Origin of the sequence: Parasphingorhabdus sp. (assembly GCF_039968395.1) — a bacterium.
Taxonomy (GTDB): domain Bacteria; phylum Pseudomonadota; class Alphaproteobacteria; order Sphingomonadales; family Sphingomonadaceae; genus Parasphingorhabdus.
The window spans coordinates 500,920-521,318 of record NZ_JBDVPV010000001.1; the positions used below are offsets into that span (position 1 = coordinate 500,920).

A 20,399-nucleotide genomic window follows, 5' to 3' on the forward strand; every position below is an offset into this window, starting at 1 on the left:
AACCTCCCGGAGAGTTCGAATGAAACAGCGCCGACTTGGTCGTAGCCCGATTTACGTGTCCGACATTTGCATGGGAACCATGACATTTGGCAGCATGGCGGATGAAGCCATGTCCCACAAGATTCTGGATATGTCGCTCGAAGCCGGAATCAACTTCTATGATACTGCCGAGAATTATCCGGTGCCGCCCAAACCGGAATGGGCCGGGGAGACAGAAAAAATCTTCGGTCGCTGGATGAAGGACAAGGATCGCGACAGTCTGATCATCGCAACCAAGGTTTCGGGTCCTAGCCATGGCTGGATACGGTCGGCCCAACGCGCTGGAATGACAGCCATGGATCGGCACAATATCGTGAAGGCTCTGGATGGGAGCCTGAAGCGTCTCGGGACCGACTATATCGATCTGTACCAGACGCACTGGCCAGACCATGGCACAGCTTATGACGAGACGATGGAAGTTCTGGATGAAGAAATCCGCAAGGGCAAAATCCGGGCGATTGGTTGTTCCAATGAAACCAGCTGGGGCCTGATGAAGTCGCTTGAAGCTTCTGAACGTCTGGGTGTTGCGCGCTATTGTACGATCCAGAATAATTTCAGCATGAACAATCGGCGGTTCGAAGATGAGCTGGCGCAGGTGTGCAAGCACGAAGGTGTGAGCCTGATTCCCTATTCACCTCTCGGCGGTGGTGCCTTGTCCGGCAAATATAATGATGGTGCAAAACCAAAGGGCGCGCGGTTCTCCGCCTATCTTGGTATGGAGGGGCGGCAGCTGGCCATGGCGCGGCGCTTTGTGAACGAGAAGACCGAGGCCTCAACAAAACGCTTCATGGAAATTGGCAAGGAAGCGGGCATCGCGCCGGTGACCTTGGCAACAGCGTGGTCCAAACAGCACAAATTTGTGGCTTCGACCATTGTTGGCGTGACGCATACGGATCAATTGGCGGATATTTTCGCGGCCGGCGAGCTCGTGCTGAGCGATGAAGTGATGAAGGCCGTCGATGCGGTCACCAAAGATATTCTGTACCCGATGGGCTGATCAGCCGACGATATTCCAGAGAAAGACATTATCATGAACCGTTTTCTTGAACATACCGGCGCGACATATCCGATTGTGCAGGCCCCGATGGGCTGGATCGCCCGTTCGCAACTCGCATCTGCTGTCTGCAATGCCGGCGGCCTGGGAATTATCGAAACATCGTCGGGAGAGACTGAAAACTGTCTGGCCGAAATCGAAAAAATGAAAGACCTGACGGAAGCGCCATTTGGCGTGAATTTGCCGATCATGTTTCTGAAAGATCCGGCACTTCTCGACCATATCTGCGGATCCGGCGTTAAATTTGTGACCACATCAGCGGGTAGTCCGGCCAAATTTATAGGGCCGCTCAAGGAAGCGGGGATTACAGTTTATCATGCCGTTCCGACTGTTGATGCTGCGATGAAATGTGTTGAAGCCGGCATTGATGGTCTGGTGGTCGAAGGCGCAGAAGGCGGTGGATTCAAAAACCCTGAAGAAGTCTCTACGCTGGTTTTGCTGCAAGCCATTCGCCGGCAGACAGATGTGCCGATGGTGGCCGCCGGAGGAATTGCAGACGGCAAGGGGATAGCTGCTGCCTTCGCTCTGGGAGCAGAAGCGATCCAGATGGGTACGCGCTTTGTATCCAGCGCCGAAAGTCCGGTGCATCACAATTACAAGCAAGCAATTCTGGATGCCAAGGAAACCGGGACATATGTTCTGAACAAGAAGGCAACGCCGTGCATTCGCGCATTGAAAACCGAACGGACTGCCAAAATTCACGAAGACGGTTTGATGCCGCCTGATACGTTCAAGGGTATATTGGACGTCTATTTTGGCGGCGATATGGAAGCAGCTGTCGGCTTGGCAGGACAATCATCCGGTTTGATCGATGAAATCAAAAGCGCCGCACAGATAATCGAAGAAACTGTTGAAGAATTTTTTGAAATCACTCGGCGATTGGGCGAACTGGGTTCTGGGCATGCTTTTTGACGTCTTCTCTTGAGTGTTGGTCGAAAGCCGGTGCACAGTGAATGACGGCATGTTATTCTGCACCATATGGACGAACCGCGTTCTTTCTACTCGATTGACAAGCCCGCACATCGGTTAGGCCAATACCGCGCCTGGGAAATCGGAGGGGAACCTGGCAGCCTGGACGACCTTCCTCTCGATCTTGTCTGGATCAGTGTCGCGGCAGAATTTGCCCCCGCAGCTCATCGGGTTCTGCCGCACGGCGAACCGAGCATTGGCATATTGCGCAAGCGTGATTTGAGCGGTGGGATCACCGACATCCGGCTTGTTTTATGCGGACCATCGCGGCGGTCTCTATGGTACCGGCCTGATCCTCGCGAAGAGTTGATTGCCGTGCGACTAAAACCCGAATGGTCGGCGGAAATATTTGATATTTGTCCCTCTGAGACCCAGTGCATTGGTGAGAATATCCTGGATGTGCCGCGACGCGTTGCAAGAGCATGTGAGGCCAGCATGACGGCAGCGGAATATGTGCAAGCCCATCAACTGGCTGAAATTTTGTTGACTGATCTGCTGAGAGTAACGCAAAAATTTGTGGCCAGATGCATGCCGGAACGAAAAGCGATCGCGTTGATCCGGCAGACCGAAGGCCGAATGAAAACCCGCCAACTGGCTGATTTTCTCGATATCAGCGAGCGTCATTTGCGCCGCCGTTTTGCCGATCTGCTGGGTTGTTCACCAAAATCCTATGCCCGCCAGTTGCGCCTGTCTTCCACTGTGATCGCAGCAGAAAATTGCGATCAACCACAATGGGCTCAGCTTGCCTGTGCTGCTGGATTTACGGATCAGGCCCACATGATCAACGAATATAAATCACTGCTGGGACTGACACCGCTTGAAATTCAAAAAGAAAGGCGGGCTTTGACCGCTTTTTGCAATAGCTAGCCGAAACTGCGCGATACGCTCCATTGGATTGACCGGATATTCCGGCGAACAGGAGCTACGCCATGTTTCACAAGTTCATGATCTTCATTTTCATCGCTTTGACGGCCGTACTAGCGGGGCCATCGCCGGCGAAAGCTCAGAACGAAAAGCCGGTTCAAACGATAACTTTCGATGGGCAGAACTGGCGTGTTGCTGCCCAAAAAGCCGAAATCGTTGATCATCTTGGCCGTAATGTTCTGGCCCTGACCGGTGGACGTTTGTGGGCCGATGATATCGATTTCACCGATGGCGTGATCAGCTTTGACGTGGCCTATGCAGAGCAGACAATTTTTGTCGGGGCCGGATGGCGAGCGCAAAATGACGGTCGATTCGAAGAGATGTACTTTCGCGGGCACCTTAATGAGAAGCCGGATGCCTTGCAATATACGCCGGTCGAGAACGGAAACAGCGCCTGGCAGATTTTTTCTGACGGCAATGCGATTGCACCTGTCACGCAAACCTTCACGGGATGGAACAAGGTCAAAATCGTCGTGCAGGGTGACAAGGCTGATATATATTTCAACAGCGAAAGTCCGGTGTTGCATATACCTGATCTGAAAACAGGTCTGACGCAAGGAGCCGTCTCGTTGCGCAGTTCCGGGCGGCAGGCAGGGCCAGCGCATTTTTCCAATGTCGCGATCCGACCGCTGGGTCCCCGAGAGGGCGTTGTCGGCGTCGCCAAACCCATGCCGAAGCTACCAGCCGGTGTTATCGGGCAGTGGCAAATATCTTCGCCATTCGACGAGGCGGAGGTGAAGGGTGTGCTCAAGCTGGAAAAAAGACCGTTCAGGCAACTGAAATGGCAGATGCTCAATGTCGAAACCAATGGCATAGCGAACCTCGCCAGGCTGGCCGATCGACGCGAACAGGGCAACACGGTGTTTGTCCGGCTGAAGCTGCAATCTGACACACGTCAAATGAAAATGCTGCGCTTTGGCTATTCCGACCGCGTGCGCATCTATCTCAACGGCAAACGGGTATATGGCGGTGACGCGGGATGGCGCGTGCGTGATTACCGGTTCCTCGGAACGGTCGGGTTTTTTGATACCGTTGGTCTTGATCTGAAGGCAGGATCAAATGAGCTCCTGGTTGCGGTATCGGAAACTTTTGGTGGCTGGGCCTGGGCAGGGGCGTTTGAGGACAGGACGGGTTTGGTGCTCGGCAAACGTTAGGGCTGATTCAGTTTTTCTCGCAACGCGTTATTTTCCACCGTCAACCGCGCAATTTCATCTTGCAGCGGCGCGGCAGCGGCATCGACCATGTCTTTCGTGTAGCGCGGAATGATATGCTGGGGGCAGTTCCAGTCATAGGCTTCCAGTGAGAGTGTCATCAGCCGTTCGGGTTGACCTGCATAGTCTGTGTCCACGATGCGGGCTGCCAAATCAGGATCGCTATCCAGTGCATGCACTGTCATATGGGCGAGCAATTTCAGTCGTTTGCGGCGAGGATAATCCACCATGAAAAGCGCAACCCTGTCATCGGCCCGCACATTGCCAAGACTGACATATTGCCGGTTCCCGCGATAGTCTGCAAAGCCCAGTGTGCGGTCGTCGAGAATTTTGAGAAAGCCGGAAGGCCCGCCGCGATGTTGAACATATGGCCAGCCATTCTCCGATACGCTGGCCATGTAGAAACTGTCCCGCGCGGCGATAAAAGCGGCAGCTCGCTCATCAAACCGATCGAACATGCGATCTCCTGCAAAATCCTCCCATTGTTCTCGTGCTCCGTTTTCCTGCTGAGCATCGATAACGCTCGGCGTGGTCAGTAAATCAAGAAATTTATACGGCATGGGCTGAGCCTCCTGAAAACCGGTTCGCTGAAAATCAGCCAGAAGTTACCGGACCGCTGCTGGCCCTCAACCTTTTTCTGCATAGCTGACAATTTCAAATTCAATTCCGTTCCAGTCGAAGAAATAAAATCTGCGGCCCGGATCATAGTCACCGTGACTGAAGGGTTTCAGGCCTGCGGCAATGACCCTGGCTTCCACTTCGTCCAGGTCATTCACGGTCATGGCGACATGGTTCAGTGGCTCGCCCTTGCGAAATTCCGGTTCGGACTTTTCAATGGAGTCGTTTGTATAAAGCGCCAGATACTGGTCTTCAGTCCCCACATGGATCGTGTGGCCACCCAAGGTTGATGGCCCCTCCCACCGGATATGCCACCCAAAAAGATCGCGCATCAGGTCGGCGGATCTTTGCGGGTTGGCGACCGTCATATTGACATGTTCCAGTTGGGCTGTGTTTTGATTCGTCATGTTTCATTTCCTTTTCCTTGGTTGTTGAGGGCTATTAGGTGTGTGGAATTCGCCAGGGCGGGTTGCGCCGGTTTTCTCCTGCAAAAAAGAGGCAGAGCGGATTACCGGCCGGATCGTGCAATCTGGCTTCCCGCCACCCCCAGCTTTCGTCGGTTGGTGAACTTTTGAAAGCGATGCCGGTGGCTTCCAGGGCACTGACCTTCTCATCCAGCTCCTCAATCTCGAAATAGATTACGGTTGCGGGATTGGAGACCGCATCGACCAAATGGATGGAGAATGTCTCACCTGTTGGCGTTTCAAACCGTGCATAGCGGGGAGCGGCATCGACAATCTGGACGAGGCCCAGCTTCCTGTAAAACGCAACGGAGGCGTCATAGTCGATACATCCGACGGTGACCTGGTTAAGTTGCATATCAATCGTACCTCTGTTTGGGGGTAGGGCCGGATGGTAATTATCGACTCCACCTTGATGCTGTTTCTGGACAGGCTGGACACTCAAACCCCATTTTGCAGGCCGGTGATTCTTTTTCCGAACCCGATGGGAATCGCGTCTTTCTGTCTCTGCTTGCGATTCGTACAACCTCAAGCTAAGTTGAGGTCAAGGAATAATTTCAAATTGCTTTTCTGGAGGTTTTTCATGCCGGAAACCAAAGCCTTGACCATCGGTGCGCTTGCGGCGCGAACAGGATTGTCTGTCTCCGCAATCCGCTTTTATGAAGAGAAGGGTCTGGTGGAGCCATTTCGGTCTGGTGGAGGGCAGCGGCGGTTTTTGCGGTCCGACATTCGCCGACTGTCCTTCGTACTGATCGCCCAGCAACTGGGCCTTTCAATCGGAGAGATCGCATCCGTGCTTTCCGGATTGCCGCACGGCCGAACACCAACGCAAGCGGATTGGACCAGGATCAGCAAAAGCATGCGCAAAGTGATCGACGCCCGGATTGCCGAACTGGAACGCACCCGCGACCGGCTGGACGGTTGCATCGGCTGCGGCTGCCTCAGCCTGAAAAAATGTGCGCTGTACAATCCCGAAGACCGGGTGGGTGTAAGGGGGCCGGGACCAAGGCTGGTGATGGAAGATTGAGGGTGCGAGGATTTTACCTTGTTCGCGATATCCCGAAAGCAGAATTCATACTCAGATGTTCTTGATAGGCTATTCTTACCATGGGTCGAATTGTCTCTAACAGCGTTTGTTATGATACCGTCAATTTTTTAACGTCTGGTCTAGCACGCTCCGATTGTGATATTGCAGTCTTGGTGAGTCAGCTATCTTCCCTATATGCTCGCAAGGCGATCGCCCAGGCACCCTCTTCCCTTGATCGTGCAAGTCTATTCGCACTGTGTGGAATCGATGAAGATGGAGCGCCCGATATATCGGTCATGATAACCGAGCGCGATTATGTGGCCCTGCTGGAAACCATTGCCGCTGCAGAAAAGGACACTCCGACTTTTCATATTCGCCTTGGTGCCTCAATGCGGTGCGAGGACCTGGGAGCGGTTGGACTTGCATGGAAAAGCTCAAGCAACCTGCTGGAAGGGTGGGAGCGAGCCGCGCGTTTCGTGAGCGTTGTCGCTCGGCCAAGGACTCTCGAGATCCTCAAGGGGCGATCAACTACGGAAATCAGATTTCATCGCCTGACAGACGAGTCCAGTCTTGGTGCAAAGCTATCAAACGAGGCAACATTCGCATCGTTCACCGCCATTTGCCGAGACGCGTCGGCACGCCCGTTCAAACCGCGACAGGCTTTTTGCTCGCATCAGTTTATCGGAAACGCGGAGGCAATGGAGACCTATATTGGTTGCCCGATCAGATCTGGTGCCGGGGTGAATGGGATCGTCATCGACAACAAGGAGCTTTCGCTTCCAAATCCAGTGGGCGATGATGCAATCTCGCGCTTTTTCGATCAACGCGTCGAAGAAATGCTCGAACAAATCGGCACCATCGTTCCAGTTTCCTTTCAGGTGAAGTCAGAAGTTGCGAAAAACCTGAGCGGCGGTGTGCCGAAACTGTCAGATGTTGCAGGGGCCCTCGGGATGAGCGCACGAACTTTACAGCGCAAATTGAGTGAGGATGGGGAAGTGTTTCAATCGCTCGTAGATCAGGCGCGGCGCGAACTGGCAGAACGGTTATTGCGTACGACCGATTATCCTCTGATCGAAATCGCCTTTCTCGCAGGCTTTGCCGAGCAAAGCGGCTTCACGCGTGCATTCAAGCGCTGGGCCGGCGAAACACCGCGATCTTATCGAGTTGCTGCATCCCGCACCTCCTGACGCGATCTGCATAAATTCTGGCGTCGGCTGGCAAGAACTTGGCCGATCCGTCGCCTATCCCATGCTTGTCATCTGGAATTTGGAGCAAGCAAATGGAAACTCAAGAAACCCGAAATGAAATCACTTTGGTGCTGGGTGGCACCGGTAAGACTGGACGGCGTGTTGCCGGTCAGCTTCGCGCAACTGGACACGGTGTTCGTATCGGTTCGCGCTCAGCATTTCCTGCATTTGATTGGGATCGAGAAGAAACCTGGGAGATAGCAATCAAAGGCGCTTCCAACATTTACATCACCTACACGCCTGACCTCGCCATGCCTGGTGCGGTCGATGCAATTGCCGCGCTTGTCCGGCACGCAAAGCGCGCAGGCGTGAAACGACTGGTACTGCTTTCCGGTCGCGGTGAAGCGGAAGCGCAGGCCTGTGAGCAAATCGTGATGGATGCCGGTCTGGAATGGACAATTGTAAGAGCAAGCTGGTTCAACCAGAACTTTTCCGAAGGCGCATTTGTCGACATGGTGCGGAGCGGCGTCATAACGCTGCCTGCCGGTGACACGCCTGAACCTTTTGTAGATGTCGACGACATTGCTGATGTGGTCGTCGCAGCATTGACCCAAAAAGGCCATGCTGGCGAAGTGTATGAGGTTACTGGCCCTCGATTGATGACATTTACCGACATTGCGCGTGAACTTTCACAGTCCACGGGCAACAACATAAATTATGTTGATGTGCCTCATGATGCTTTTGTTGAAAGTGTTCGAGAATCTGGAGCTCCTGACGATGTGGTCTGGATGCTCGATTATCTTTTTGCGACTGTGCTGGATGGACGCAATGCGCATGTCACTGACGGCGTAGAACGCGCATTGGGCCGTCCGGCAAGAGATTTTGCTGACTATGCCCGGGATACAGCCACAGAAGGCTGCTGGCGGGTGCAATGATGAAACATCTCCTCATTCGAATCTTTGTCGGTTCCGCTGGTGGGCTGTTGATCGTTGTCGGAACAGGTCTTCTGTTCCAACCGCATGGCTTTTACGCCGCCAATGAAATCATCCTGGGCCAAAACCCGAGCCAGCTTTCAGAGATTCGCGCGCCTGGAGCTTTGCTGATGGTCAGCGCGATATTCATGCTTTTGGGTGTCGGCAGAGAACGATTTTTACAACCGGCATTGGCACTGATTGTGGCCATCTACGGCTCCTATGGATTGGCCCGATTGTTGAGCCTGGCGCTCGATGGCATTCCTTCCGGGTCGTTGGTTCAGGCTATGGTCCTGGAGCTGACGCTGGCTGGTCTCAGCCTGATTGCCTGGCTTCGGTTTGGTTCAACAGTGCCCAGTTAACCGGGCACTGCATTCTCAACATTTTATCAGAAAAGGAATTTCCAATGACCAGATTCATTCTCACAGCGCTTGCTACAATTGCGGCCATAAGTTTTTGGGCGGGAACCGTGTTTATCGGATCAAGTGAAGGATGGTGGAAGACACCAATAACTGCTTCGACATCATCCGACAGTTTTACGGGAGCAGTCCGAAAAAGGGTTGGCGCGGAGCATTTGGGTAATCTGGGCTATGTTCTGATTGAAAATGGCAGAGTGACCGAAAAGTTTTCCGTGTCATCCGGCACGCCAGTCGATGGCGATTCTATCTATCAGGTTGCCTCTCTGAGCAAGTGGCTGACAGCTTGGGGTGTGATGGTACTGGTGGAAGAAGGCTTGATCGATCTCGATGCGCCGGTGTCAAAATATCTGACGCGCTGGCAACTACCTGAAAGCGAATTTGATCATACCGGGGTTACTGTCCGCCGACTTCTAAGCCACACGGCAGGGCTTGATGATCGCCTTGGTTATAACGGGTTTGACAAAAAAGCTGATGTTCAGACACTTGAAGCTTCATTGACCCGCGCCAAGGATGCGTCTCCGGGTAAGTCCGGCATCGTGCAAGTCGGCATCGAACCAGGCAGCGAATGGAAATATTCGGGCGGCGGATATACATTGCTTCAACTGGTCATCGAAGAAGTTTCGGGGCGGTCATTCGCGAACCATATGAAGGCGCGGGTATTTGATCCGCTCGGAATGACGCGGACAACGTTCGACCATGACGAAGCCATCGCAATGGGACTGGCAGAAAATTTTACATTGGATGGCGATACCGAGGCTTTCCGCCGGTACACGGCTCTGGCGGCAACATCTCTTTTTACTTCGCCTGCTGATATGGCCAAATTTGTTGAGCAGCAGACATTCGGCGGAGAACAGTCTGTGTTGTCAAGAGAAACCCTGGATTCAATAGCTATTCCACACGCATCCAAAATGGGCGCAGATGTCTGGGGATTGGGAGCGATGCTCTACGCCCCTAACAATCAAGGCAGCTTCATAATTGGTCATGACGGGAACAACGAGCCGGCGATCAATACCGCTGTGCGATTTGATCCAGCTACCGGCAACGGGATCGTCATCCTAGAAACAGGAAGCGCAATTCTCGCCACTGAGCTCGCTAGCGAATGGGTATTCTGGAAGACCGGCAAGGTAGATAATTTGGCATTTGCCTTGATATTTGAGCGTACATTGTCATGGATTTTGTTCGGCAGCATCGCAATCCTGTTCATAGGAATTTTCATCGGTTGGCGACAATCGAAAAAGTAGCATGAGAAGGACTGGTGCTGGTGTCCGCTTTCGCGCCCATGGCAGGACACCAGCGTAACGTTTGCCATATCCCTAAAGCCGATGTGGGTCGAAATGCGGCAGAAATTATCGCCTGGTCTTGCATTTTATGATTTTGTAGCGCTTTGCGGTTTTGCCAAAGCCCTGTGTCAATGATGCGAACCGGGTTATGCGATACCCTGGCTTCGGCAGAGTTCTAGTGTGAATGCGATCGTAGCGCAGGTCGAAATTGCCGTCATCTTTCAGAAAAAACGGTCCCAGATCATTGTGCTTGTAGACAACCAACTTGCCTCTGGCTCTGACGCTGGCGAGCTCTCCCTGCTTCAGATAGATTTTTATGGAAACATTTTTAACTTCAGGAAAGGCAATGGTGTTCCTTCCCCGCTTGATCGTCTCCCATCCGTAGCTGAGATCGCCTTCTCTGTGGCGAACGCCATATGCCGCTTTGACCGGATGTTTGCATGTATTCTCGATTTCCACGCTGTAGACTGTTGGTCGCTTGTCATTCCCCGGCAAGCCGCTCATTGGGCGGGAGGGCCTGCGTGGGGCGGTTCGCGGAGCCGGTGGCGGCGCGTATCGTTCCGTCTCTTGCGGTGGTTGTGGAGCATCTTGCCGGCCGTAGGATTGCTCGTTGTGAAAGGCGTTTGATGAACAACGCTGATATTGCTGGGTGCAATATCCTGCCGAATAGCATCCTCCCGATGGAGCGGGGCAGGCTTTTTGCAGTTCATTGCGATATGGTCGCCGGCCACAAGCCTGCATAACTGCCTGCTGTCTGTACTTTTGCGCCGCGGAAGCATTGCGGTTGTTTCTCGGAGCCGCCAATGTACTCAAGCGGCGACTTTTGCATTGTTCGTACCGTTGCTGAATCCGCGATCTGCACTGTTTCGTGCGCTGCGTTTCATAGTCGTTATTCGCTTTGCATTGCCGGGAATTGATCATGCAGCTATCCCGGCTGATCCGGCATTGGTTTTCAGCATCTCCGATGGTTTGGAGCAACAAGGCCGGGATTGCGGGTGACGCATGTGCCGGGTTGCCCGATGATGAGGCCGGCATGAGGATCGAGAAAGCAAGTAGCGCCGCTGCAACAAGCCCCACCGCGATGTAATTTTTGTACCCCATTTGCCTCTCCCCGTTTCCGTTGTGCTTTACTGTGACCCAGGAAGCCATGCTCCATGGGTGGCCAGTATTGCAGAAACCGCCTTGTTGTCCGCAAATTGCCTAACATAATTTGCATGTTGGATCTTTGCTTGATCACATCCCGCTTTTTGCCAGCTGTTTGCGACCTGCTTGTCGCGATCCGGATTGCCGCTGGTTTCATCAGCAAGATGGTTGCAGATTTCGAGCCGTTCAAAATGTATGACGAGACCATGGGGCAATCGATTGGACGGGCTGCCAAGCTTTGCCATATCCGCCACAAAAAACCCTTTGGGGCTTGCCGAATATTGACGCCCGGCAGAAGTGGCGGTTCGCCAAGCCGGATATTCAATGCGAGAGTGGGACGCAGCCTTGATGCTTGTCACCGCGCTGCCCTCGATAAAGGTGAATATAATTTCTCCTCGCTTGCCAGAGGACCAGAACCCGCCTGTCAGATTCATCGCCACCGAGGGTTCTTTTATCGAGCTCAGCACGAAAAAAAGCCCGCCTTCGGGACCGGCCATCACCGTCACTCTGTGATTTTGATCGATGCCAGCATATAGAATTTGCCTGTCCATCATGCAGTCGAGATTTGTGAAATTCAGCTCCGGAACCAGGATGCTGGAAAGTGTCGCCATGGGCATTGTGGCCGGATCGCCCAAAGCGTCGGGATTTACAAAAAGCAGTTCAAAAACAGCCTTGTCACTTTCCGGTTCAACCAGTCTGTAACGCAGCTCGCCCGCTCCCGCATTCGGTTCGCTCAACTTCAGCCTTGTTGGCGCCAGTTTCTCACCGTCTCTTGGTTTGAAAAAATCGAGCGTGCCATCACTGGTATTTTCGAAGGCCATCAGATCATCGTGATTTTCACCGATGCACAGTGTGTCGACGGATCTGTATTGGGAAAGATCATCTGCATTGGTTCGTAACATGTAGAAACCATTTTCCGTAGTCGGAAGGCTTTGGGCCAGCGTCGGAGCAGATGCGAGCAGGAAAACCGCACCAAAGACCGCACCGATTTTTCTGACATATCCACGCATGTTACACCTCCTGAGTGGCCCCATCATAAGCCTCTCGGCATTTTGATGACATGGTGTGATCATACTATAAATCCGGACCGGTCAGCCCGCATTGTTTCTCGCAACAACCTTCAATCTCCGGCGCTTTCGGCCATCAGAACGGATACGTCTCCCAACCTATGATTTTGCTGTTCGCATTATTTTGAAAGCCGATGTTAGCGGACATACAAAAAGCCCCGCCAGATACCAATATCTGGCGGGGCTTTGCTGATTTTTTTGTTTGCGTTTAAGCGTAGCTAACTTTGACGTTTGCTTTCCGCTGACGGCGCATTGCACCGCCAATGGCACCAAAGCCAAAGATCATGAAGGCCCATGTTGCCGGTTCTGGAACCGCACCTGCCAAATCTTGCTGCGCTGCCAAACCGAATACAAGGTTTGATGCGGTGCTACCGATCTGTGTCCCGTTTAGTGTGGCCAAATCGATCGTGTAAAGAAAGCCATCGTTACCGTGGCTAAACAGTTCACCATTTGCGTCAAACGATAGTGCCTCGCTCGTAACTCCGGTTGAGCCCAGGAGAGTTAGCGCTCCGGTCCCGACATCGACAGAGAAAAGATTAGAGCCATCAGCACCGAAAACTGAACCCGCCGCATACATGGTTCCATTGATTGTTACTGAACTCTGCGCCGTTGTTAAGCCATCCAGAGTGGTGCTTGTTGCACCAATCAGCGTGGACGCACCGGTCCCAAGATCGATGCTATAGAGGTTATTGTCAGCCGTTGCATAACCAACTGTTCCGTCTCCGCTAATGGTAAAGTCTTCCGCTCCGATTCCTGCATTGCCAACGAGTGTAGAGGCGGCCGTGACCGTATCGATGGTATAAAGGCTCTGTGAAGCACGTTCAAAAGCGTAGAGCACACTTCCTAAACCGAATGCCATGCCCAAGGAATCAGCACCCAGTCCCAAATCGCCAACCAAAGTCTCGGTAGCAGTGTCGGTATCGAAGGAATAAAGATCGTTACTAAAACCGCCTTGGTAAAAAAGAGTTGCTGCATTGGCGGTCGAAGACAGCAGCATTGTCGCCGCTGTTGCGAGTATGATTTTTTTCATTGTTGCCTCAAAAGTAATTAGGTTAGTATTCACCATTACAGGTCGAATCTTCACCGCGGTTTTGCGAACCCTAACAAACCATTAACATAGTCGACACTTTATTATCAACTCCATAGATCTTCTAAAGATTTTCGTGCCATTTCAAGACAATATTGAACCTCCGCTTTTGCACCGATAGCGGGATCGCTTGACCCCGTAACAGACATAACTCAGCATTCGTTTTGCTTGGCAAACAGTGCTTCTATTCAATAGCGGCCAACATGTTTTGGCAAGCTCAGCCCGTGCCTGATATTCCAAGCCGACGGTTCCTCGATGGCATCGAAGCCTGTGCTATCCTGCAGCTACCGGATCGTTGTGAAAGACTTTCCGCATGAGCGGTTCAAAGCTTTCCAGTGAGTCGACTTCGAAATCCGGATCAAATGCCGGCGCATCCCATTCATCCACAAGTTTCACCGCAAGATCATACCAGGGCTCATCGACCCATTGTTTCCTGAGGTCGGTCGGGGCGCCCATATAGTGATAATAATGCTCGCCCTGAAACGCCTGGTGATTGCGGATGACATGGTAGCTGTCGTCGCTGATATAGGGGCGCATGATTTCTGCCGCGATGGGTCCGTGATTGGGAACATTGATCGCTTTTCCAATGTCATGGCACAACGCAATTACGATTTCCTCGTCACTGGCCCCGGCCCGGCGCGCAAGCGTGCCTGTCATCAGGCTGTGCTGCAGCTGGTCACATGCAAAACCCAGCGTATATTGTTCCAGAGACTTCAGCATGCCGATAAAACGGTCGGCGGTATTCTTGAATTCCTCTTTGTGCGCCGCTCCGATAATCTTCCATTCTTCCTGCGTGCCATCCTGCATTTTGGTAAACGTTGCCTGACTAGCCATATCCTACATCCCTTCGATTTCGTTGCGGAACACCTGTTACCTTTTAGAGGATCGGTGTGCTGAGTCCATAGCGGCGACTGCAATAGGGTCTGGACGGAAATGATAGTGCTGTGGCTGATATGGCGGCAATATCCTGAAAGCGGACACTAAAACGGCACACCAGTTTCAGGCTAGGTCGTCCATTCTGGATCTCCAAGCCACTAGTTCGGCTCGGTTGGAGAAAGCCTTGGCAAATTCTGGAGTGGCTCCAGAAAAGCCCGTGGCGCTGATACCGTAGATGGCAAAGTCCGCAACGCTTGGCTGGTCAGAATAGAAGAACGGATGTTGCTTGAGCAGCTCTGCAAGATTGTCCAAACGCAGTTCCAGCTCCTCAACAAGAATTTCATATGGTAACCGTCCCAGTCCTTGGCTTATCGGTTGCTTGCCAACCAGTTGGCGCAATATGGGCTTTGCGAAAAAGCGGAGTGGAGCGGGAACGAACCCGCGACTTTCTTGCACAGTTCGCGGTTCGTTTCTTACGTTCCACCGCAGAGCCTGAACATACCAGTATAAAGATTCATCACTCCAGTCTTCGAGCAAATATTGCTTTGCAGCGAGCGCTGTGTCTTCTGAGATCAGGGGTGGCGATGGTTTTTCAATATCCAGCTTGCGTAGGATCAGGCTGGAATCAAAAATCACCTCATTACCAAAAAGAACTATCGGTACTTTCCCAGTTTTGGGATTCAGCTTCCTGAGTTCAGATATGCCCACATATTCCTGATGCTCGAACGGAAGTTTCTTATAGGCAATCGCCGCCTTTACCTTTGTCACAAAGGGAGAGATTGATGGGCCAATGACCTTGATTTTTGAGATTGAAGATTCTCCTCGCGAAGGCACAGAAGTCAAATTAATATACCGGCAATTCCAAGAAGGACTACAATGCCAAAAAGCGGAATGACGGGAAAAGTCCGCAAAGGCAATTTGGCTTTTACCGACACACCTGTTGCTAGCGCTATTAGAGAAAAAGCAATCCCAGTGGAGATGATGGCGTAGTCCAATCTCTCTGACCAGATAGCCGCAGCCGTATAGCCCAAGGCAACGACAGCAATGACGATGGTTGCAATATGCCAGCTATAGTAGGCCATCCATTTCAGATTGGGTTCCATGTCGACGGCCATAAATGGCCGGACAAACACTTTTCCTCCCGCAAATATGTGGATGAAAACCGTAGCATAGCAAATCAACGCTGCCGCCCAGAGGAATAGAGTTGCGCTCAAATCAGTTCCCTCGTGCTTGCTATCATTTCATACACTTATGACGGCCGCGAGAATTTGTCGATTAGCTGAATATCCAATGTCCGACTTTACACCCAAAACAGATATTGCTTGGCATCCAGGAAACCACCAGTCCGAACTCTCACCTCGCGCGCATATCCGACGCCACGCTATTGCGGTTTGAACACCGCAAGGAACACGATCATCGCAATGAAAATCCAGAGCACGCCCAAAATGGATGTTGCGCGCCAATAGATGCGTTGCACCTGTCGGTTGTTTTCATCGTCCGGTCCATTTGTTTCCATCGCGGTCCAGCAGGCGAAATGCCGGATCAATACAAAACGAATGGCGACTCCGCACAAGATGACACCGGCAAAGCAGGCCATTTTCAAACTCAGCCACAGAGGGACGTTGATGATCAGGCCGGATATTCCTGCAAGCATCGCTACCGCGATCATATAGCGGAAAACCCGATCGATTTTCGCCAGTATTTGACCTGATTTCTGTTTGCGTAGCCTGTGGCCTGCCTCGATGAGTATCAGCCACAAAATACCAAAACAGAGAACCGCAATTTGTCCCGCAGTGCCGGTTGGAATATATCCCGCCTCCAGAGCCAATATTGTGCCGAGCAGAAATTGCAGTGCCAGCGCATAACGCACATGCTGATCAATATCCATCAAATGGTCATTAATGGCGTCACGGGCCGCGAATTCGAGATCATCCCGGAAGCATACAAATCTGTACAGGCTGTTGATGCAAAGCTCGGATCCCATCCAGTAGCCAAGGACCGCAATGTGGGCGACAAGCAAAATCATATATGTCATCGGGGGGCACGCGGTGAATAGTGATGATAGGAAGGATCATCATAAGCTTGCCAGTCTCGGGAAATCAGTTTCTCGTTGATCAACGTCCGCTGAAACAGTCGCCCGTCACGATACCAGTGCCAACTGCGGTTCTTGGTTTGGCCATCTTCGGAAAGTGTGATCATTTCATAGTAACGAAAACTGGCGTCATCTGTCTTTGTCCACAACACCATCAATGTCCGTTCGGTTTCGTCCAGCACGAGCGGGGCGACCCAGCCATCGATATTCTCATTCTGGATGACCAGCTTGTCATTGTTCAAAATGCCGACAAAATGCCTGGTCTCGCGGCTGTTGTCCGGCCAATCGTAGATATTGCTCTGTTCCAGCCGCTGTTTTCCGGGTTCATTCAGCAATTTGCATATCAGCATTGATGCGTGCCGGTCTATTTCGCGGTTGTCACCGTCAAAATGCACATATTCGCCTTTCCACACGCCGACATGATGCAATAGCTGAGGCATTGCTTCTTCGATTTTCATCTATGTTCACCCCCGCTCTTGCGCTTGAAGCGGATTACAACCCGCGCCTACTCCGCCGCCAGCAACTCTTCTGCTGCGTCAAGATCGACGGACACCAGCTGCGATATTCCGCGTTCGATCATCGTGACACCGAACAGTCGGTGCATGCGGCTCATCGTCACCGCGTTGTGCGTGACGATCAGATAGCGGGTGTTGGTTTCCGCCACCATTTTGTCGAGCAAGTCGCAGAAGCGCTCGATATTGGCATCGTCCAGCGGCGCATCGACCTCGTCTAGTACGCAAATAGGTGCCGGATTGGTTAAAAATAGACCAAAAATAAGTGCCACTGCGGTTAAAGCCTGTTCGCCGCCGGACAGCAATGTCAGCGACGTCAGTTTCTTGCCAGGGGGCTGGGCCATGATCTCGAGGCCGGCTTCCAGCGGGTCATCACTGTCGACCAGTTCGAGATGTGCCTTGCCACCATCGAACAATGTCCGGAACAGGCGTTGGAAATGCTGATCAACTTCTTCAAATGCCGCGAGCAGGCGCTGGCGTCCTTCGCGGTTGAGACTGCCGATGGATCCGCGCAGCTGGTTGATTGCTTCGTTAAGCTCGCCGCTTTCTTTCGTGGATTTCTCCCACTCGGTTTCCAGCTCCGCCAGTTCGTCAGCCGCGACCAGGTTCACCGGACCGATCCGTTCGCGACTGAGGGTCAGGCGTTCCAGCTCCGCCGATTCCAGTCCGGCATCGCCAACCGTGCTTTCATCAAATTCCTGCTTTTCGGGCAGCAATTGGGGCGGGCACTCAAACTTTTCTCCGGAGATCCTGCCCATTTCGACGCGTCGCAATTCCTGATTTTCCGCACGGGCTTTGGCACCAGCGCGTAGTTCGCGGGCCTGGCTCTGGGCTTCGCTGGTCTGATTGAGTCGGTCTTCGTGGTCACGCTGTGCCAGTTCGGCCGTCTGGAGAGCCGTATCTTTTTCAGCAACAGCCGCGTTTAAAATTTCTTGCTGTTTCTGCAATTTGCCGACTTCAACTTCAATGACGCGCGGTCGATCCGCCAGTTTTTCAACTTCGGTTTCGATCGCGGCGGCGCGTTTGGTCATCTCGGCCATGCGGGTGGCGGCTTCGCTGGACCGGTCCTGCCATGACCGCATCTGCGCGCTGGCAACAGCCTTTTGTTCTTTCACCTGTGCCAGCTTCTGATCGAGTCCGGACAGGGCTGCCTGAGACGACAGAACCTGTTGCCGTGTGGCATCCCGCTGATCCTGCAATGCCGCGCGTGCCTGTTCCTGAGCCGCGCCGTCGGGCTGACCCGCACGTTCTTTTTCCGCGTCCTGCAACTCGGCCTTGGCACTCGCTGCTTCCGCTTTCAGGGATGTTTCGCGCTCGGACAGGCTGGCCGTTCGCTTTTGCAACCAGCCGAGAGCTTCTTCCGCCTGATCGGCCGCGCGCAACGCCTGGCGCAATGCATCTTCAGCGGTGCGCCGGTTTTCACGTGCTTTTGACAGTTGCTGCTCGGTCGCCGCGATTGCCTCTTGTTCAGCGATCAGCGCGGTCTCTGCTTTGGCCACTTTTTCACTGGCGGGCGCGAGCAGCGCGCCAAGCTCGGCCAGACGGTTTGCACGAACCAGTCGTTCCGCGCTGGCATTGCCATCGTCGCGTGCAACAAATCCGTCCCAACGGCGCAGCGCGCCCGCTTTGGTCACCAGCCTTTGCCCGGCAGACAATTTTTGTCCGTCATCGGTTGCCGCGATGAAAATTTGCGACAGGCGATTGTGCAGTGCTTTGGGCGCCTTCACATGATCGAGCAGGGTCTCTGTTCCGGCGGGTGCTTTACCCGCATCCGCCAGATCAGTGCCGCCACCCCAGAAGCGGTCGCCATCTTCGCCGATTGAAGCCAGCAGATCGTCGCCCAAAGCTGCAGCCAAGGCGCGCTCGTATCCTGCGGCCGGTTTGACCTGATCGATTGCTTTGTGTTCGCTCTCATTGCCGGAAAGTTCGCGTTCCAGAGCGGCATGTTCGGCGTTCAGGCCAGCCAGTTCCGCCTTGAGCGCAGCAGTCGCTGATTCTGCAGCGTCCCGCGCCTCGCTGGACGCCAGGCGCCGTGCTTCGAGTTTCGCGATTTCAGAGCTGCTGCTATCAGCCAGTTTTTGCGCCTGATCGCGTGCAGATCGAGATGTGGTCAGCGCCGCCTTCAATTCTGCTTCATCGCCCATTTCAGCGCGTTCTGCGGCAAGCCGTTCCAGTTCGCTTGTCAGCCTGTCCAAACGGGTCCGGGCTGCTTCAAGTGCAGCATTGGCCACTTTGATTTCCGCCTGAATTCGCGCTTCTTCCGCGACAGCCTTGGCCAGTTCGACTTCGCTGTCGCTGGCAGCGCGTTCAGCGCGTTCTGCCTGTTTCTCAAGATCAGGCCGTTCGGTATCCAGATCAGCCAGCTCTGCGGTCAGGCGCTTGTCATCCTGCTCGAGCCGGGACAGGGCCTCCATGGCATCACGGGTCAGTTGGTCTTCACGGGCATTGTCATCATGAATTCGCTGGGCCTGGGCTTGCAGATCCAGCAACCGGGATTTCAGATTGTCGCGCTCGTTGGTGAGCGTCAGCAACCGATGGCTGGACTCGCTGGCTTCATCGCGCGCCTTTTGCAGATCCGCACGAACGATACCAAGTGATTTTGCGCTCTCGCTTTGTGCTTTGACCGCTGCCTGTTGAGCGCTCTGTGCGGCATTGACTGCGGCTTCGGCAGCTTCCGCTTCGGCCTTGGCAATGTCTGCTGCCGCTGCCGCCTCCTGCCAGCGTGCATATATCAAACGGGCTTCGACCGTTGTGATCTGGCCGGAAAGTTTCTTGTACCGCTCTGCCTGTTTGGCCTGTCGCCTAAGGGCAGAGGCGCGCTGCTCCATATCGCCCAATATGTCGTCCAGCCGGGCCAGATTTTTCTCGGCGGCTCGGAGTTTCTGCTCCGCATCCTTGCGTCGGACGTGCAGCCCGGAAATGCCTGCCGCTTCTTCGAGCATTTCGCGCCGGTCGGTGGGCTTGGACGAGATTACGTTGCTGATCTTGCCCTGGCTGACAAGGGCAGGGCTGTGCGCGCCGGTCGCAGCGTCTGCAAATATCAGTGCGACATCTTTGGCGCGAACGTCCGCACCATTTGCGCGATAAGCACTGCCGGCGCCCCGTTCTATCCGCCGGACAATTTCCAGCTCGCTATCATTGTCGCCGACATGGAGCGACGATACGTCATTGGTTTCGCGTTCGGCGTGCAGGGCGACTTCTGCAAACTGGCGTTCGGGGCGATCCTGGGTTCCGGCAAAGATCACATCTTCCATGCCGCCGCCACGCATCGATTTGGGTGAACTTTCGCCCATCACCCAACGGATCGCCTCGAGGAGATTTGACTTGCCGCAACCATTCGGGCCGACCACACCGGTCAGACCTTTTTCGATCCGCAGTTCCGTGGGATCGACAAAGCTCTTGAAGCCCGAAAGTTTGAGCTTCTTTATTTGCACAGGCAAGACCTCATGCTGTTTTCACTTT

The 20,399-nt window shown here is 53.5% G+C and carries 22 protein-coding genes; 10 read left to right on the forward strand and 12 right to left on the reverse strand.

Annotation, left to right across the window (positions count from 1 at the left end):
* The first annotated feature begins 19 nt into the window (after positions 1–19).
* The 4 genes from ABJI30_RS02450 (at position 20) to ABJI30_RS02465 (ending at position 4,140) form a co-directional block, all read left to right on the forward strand.
* Complete coding sequence (locus ABJI30_RS02450; protein ID WP_348015319.1) at positions 20–1,036, forward strand: aldo/keto reductase; 1,017 nt, start codon at positions 20–22, stop codon at positions 1,034–1,036.
* Between the two features lie 33 nt (positions 1,037–1,069).
* Positions 1,070–2,005 carry a nitronate monooxygenase family protein gene (locus ABJI30_RS02455; protein WP_348015320.1) on the forward strand — a complete coding sequence of 312 codons (936 nt, stop codon included), beginning with the start codon at positions 1,070–1,072 and terminating at the stop codon, positions 2,003–2,005.
* 66 nt (positions 2,006–2,071) lie between these two features.
* The gene (locus tag ABJI30_RS02460) at positions 2,072–2,929 is read left to right on the forward strand and encodes a helix-turn-helix transcriptional regulator (RefSeq protein ID WP_348015321.1); all 858 of its coding nucleotides are present in this window, start codon (positions 2,072–2,074) and stop codon (positions 2,927–2,929) included.
* 62 nt (positions 2,930–2,991) lie between these two features.
* The gene (locus ABJI30_RS02465; RefSeq protein ID WP_348015322.1) at positions 2,992–4,140 is read left to right on the forward strand and encodes a hypothetical protein; all 1,149 of its coding nucleotides are present in this window, start codon (positions 2,992–2,994) and stop codon (positions 4,138–4,140) included.
* Here ABJI30_RS02465 and ABJI30_RS02470 read toward each other — a convergent pair.
* The 3 genes from ABJI30_RS02470 to ABJI30_RS02480 all read right to left on the reverse strand — a co-directional run bounded on the left by ABJI30_RS02470 (position 4,137) and on the right by ABJI30_RS02480 (position 5,634).
* Positions 4,137–4,757, reverse strand: coding sequence for a pyridoxamine 5'-phosphate oxidase family protein (locus ABJI30_RS02470; protein ID WP_348015323.1), 621 nt, complete (start codon positions 4,755–4,757; stop codon positions 4,137–4,139). The two genes, ABJI30_RS02465 and ABJI30_RS02470, sit on opposite strands and share 4 nt — an antisense overlap.
* Positions 4,758–4,823: 66 nt before the next feature.
* Complete coding sequence (locus ABJI30_RS02475; protein ID WP_348015324.1) at positions 4,824–5,222, reverse strand: VOC family protein; 399 nt, start codon at positions 5,220–5,222, stop codon at positions 4,824–4,826.
* 34 nt (positions 5,223–5,256) lie between these two features.
* Entirely contained in the window at positions 5,257–5,634 is a 378-nt protein-coding gene (locus ABJI30_RS02480) for a VOC family protein (protein ID WP_348015325.1), read from the reverse strand.
* Positions 5,635–5,859: 225 nt separating this feature from the next.
* Here ABJI30_RS02480 and soxR point away from each other — a divergent pair, with 225 nt between their 5' ends.
* The 5 genes from soxR (at position 5,860) to ABJI30_RS02505 (ending at position 10,121) form a co-directional block, all read left to right on the forward strand.
* Positions 5,860–6,303: a redox-sensitive transcriptional activator SoxR gene (gene soxR, locus ABJI30_RS02485; protein WP_348015326.1), complete on the forward strand. Its 444-nt coding sequence runs from the start codon at positions 5,860–5,862 to the stop codon at positions 6,301–6,303.
* 173 nt (positions 6,304–6,476) lie between these two features.
* Positions 6,477–7,490 (forward strand): AraC family transcriptional regulator ligand-binding domain-containing protein, encoded by a 1,014-nt coding sequence (locus tag ABJI30_RS02490; protein ID WP_348015327.1) that lies wholly within the window; start codon positions 6,477–6,479, stop codon positions 7,488–7,490.
* Positions 7,491–7,582: 92 nt separating this feature from the next.
* On the forward strand, positions 7,583–8,425 hold the full coding sequence (locus ABJI30_RS02495; protein WP_348015328.1) for an NAD(P)H-binding protein: 843 nt from the start codon (positions 7,583–7,585) through the stop codon (positions 8,423–8,425).
* A complete protein-coding gene (locus ABJI30_RS02500) occupies positions 8,422–8,823 on the forward strand; it encodes a DUF4345 domain-containing protein (RefSeq protein ID WP_348015329.1) in 402 nt (133 codons plus the stop codon). The genes ABJI30_RS02495 and ABJI30_RS02500 overlap by 4 nt, the downstream gene beginning before the upstream one ends.
* A 44-nt stretch (positions 8,824–8,867) precedes the next feature.
* On the forward strand, positions 8,868–10,121 hold the full coding sequence (locus ABJI30_RS02505) for a serine hydrolase domain-containing protein (protein WP_348015330.1): 1,254 nt from the start codon (positions 8,868–8,870) through the stop codon (positions 10,119–10,121).
* A 105-nt stretch (positions 10,122–10,226) separates the two neighbouring features.
* Here the strand turns inward: ABJI30_RS02505 and ABJI30_RS02510 are convergent, their stop codons facing one another.
* A complete protein-coding gene (locus tag ABJI30_RS02510; protein ID WP_348015331.1) occupies positions 10,227–10,664 on the reverse strand; it encodes a hypothetical protein in 438 nt (145 codons plus the stop codon).
* A 415-nt stretch (positions 10,665–11,079) separates the two neighbouring features.
* Between ABJI30_RS02510 and ABJI30_RS02515 the strand changes: the two genes are divergently transcribed.
* Positions 11,080–11,247, forward strand: a complete 168-nt coding sequence (locus ABJI30_RS02515; RefSeq protein ID WP_348015332.1) for a hypothetical protein — start codon at positions 11,080–11,082, stop codon at positions 11,245–11,247.
* A gap of 40 nt (positions 11,248–11,287) precedes the next feature.
* On the opposite strand, the gene ABJI30_RS02520 is transcribed toward ABJI30_RS02515, so the two are convergent.
* The 8 genes from ABJI30_RS02520 to smc all read right to left on the reverse strand — a co-directional run bounded on the left by ABJI30_RS02520 (position 11,288) and on the right by smc (position 20,371).
* Positions 11,288–12,313 (reverse strand): hypothetical protein, encoded by a 1,026-nt coding sequence (locus ABJI30_RS02520; RefSeq protein WP_348015333.1) that lies wholly within the window; start codon positions 12,311–12,313, stop codon positions 11,288–11,290.
* A gap of 265 nt (positions 12,314–12,578) precedes the next feature.
* Positions 12,579–13,400 carry a PEPxxWA-CTERM sorting domain-containing protein gene (locus ABJI30_RS02525; RefSeq protein ID WP_348015334.1) on the reverse strand — a complete coding sequence of 274 codons (822 nt, stop codon included), beginning with the start codon at positions 13,398–13,400 and terminating at the stop codon, positions 12,579–12,581.
* Between the two features lie 330 nt (positions 13,401–13,730).
* On the reverse strand, positions 13,731–14,291 hold the full coding sequence (locus ABJI30_RS02530) for an HD domain-containing protein (RefSeq protein WP_348015335.1): 561 nt from the start codon (positions 14,289–14,291) through the stop codon (positions 13,731–13,733).
* 165 nt (positions 14,292–14,456) lie between these two features.
* Positions 14,457–15,101 carry a glutathione S-transferase family protein gene (locus ABJI30_RS02535; protein ID WP_348015336.1) on the reverse strand — a complete coding sequence of 215 codons (645 nt, stop codon included), beginning with the start codon at positions 15,099–15,101 and terminating at the stop codon, positions 14,457–14,459.
* Positions 15,102–15,172: 71 nt separating this feature from the next.
* Entirely contained in the window at positions 15,173–15,547 is a 375-nt protein-coding gene (locus tag ABJI30_RS02540) for a hypothetical protein (protein ID WP_348025287.1), read from the reverse strand.
* 167 nt (positions 15,548–15,714) lie between these two features.
* Positions 15,715–16,368, reverse strand: a complete 654-nt coding sequence (locus tag ABJI30_RS02545; protein WP_348015338.1) for a hypothetical protein — start codon at positions 16,366–16,368, stop codon at positions 15,715–15,717.
* Positions 16,365–16,883, reverse strand: coding sequence for a DUF3598 domain-containing protein (locus ABJI30_RS02550; protein WP_348015339.1), 519 nt, complete (start codon positions 16,881–16,883; stop codon positions 16,365–16,367). Before ABJI30_RS02550 ends, ABJI30_RS02545 begins: the two co-directional genes overlap by 4 nt.
* 47 nt (positions 16,884–16,930) lie before the next feature.
* Complete coding sequence (smc, locus tag ABJI30_RS02555) at positions 16,931–20,371, reverse strand: chromosome segregation protein SMC (protein WP_348015340.1); 3,441 nt, start codon at positions 20,369–20,371, stop codon at positions 16,931–16,933.
* Between the last annotated feature and the right edge of the window lie 28 nt (positions 20,372–20,399).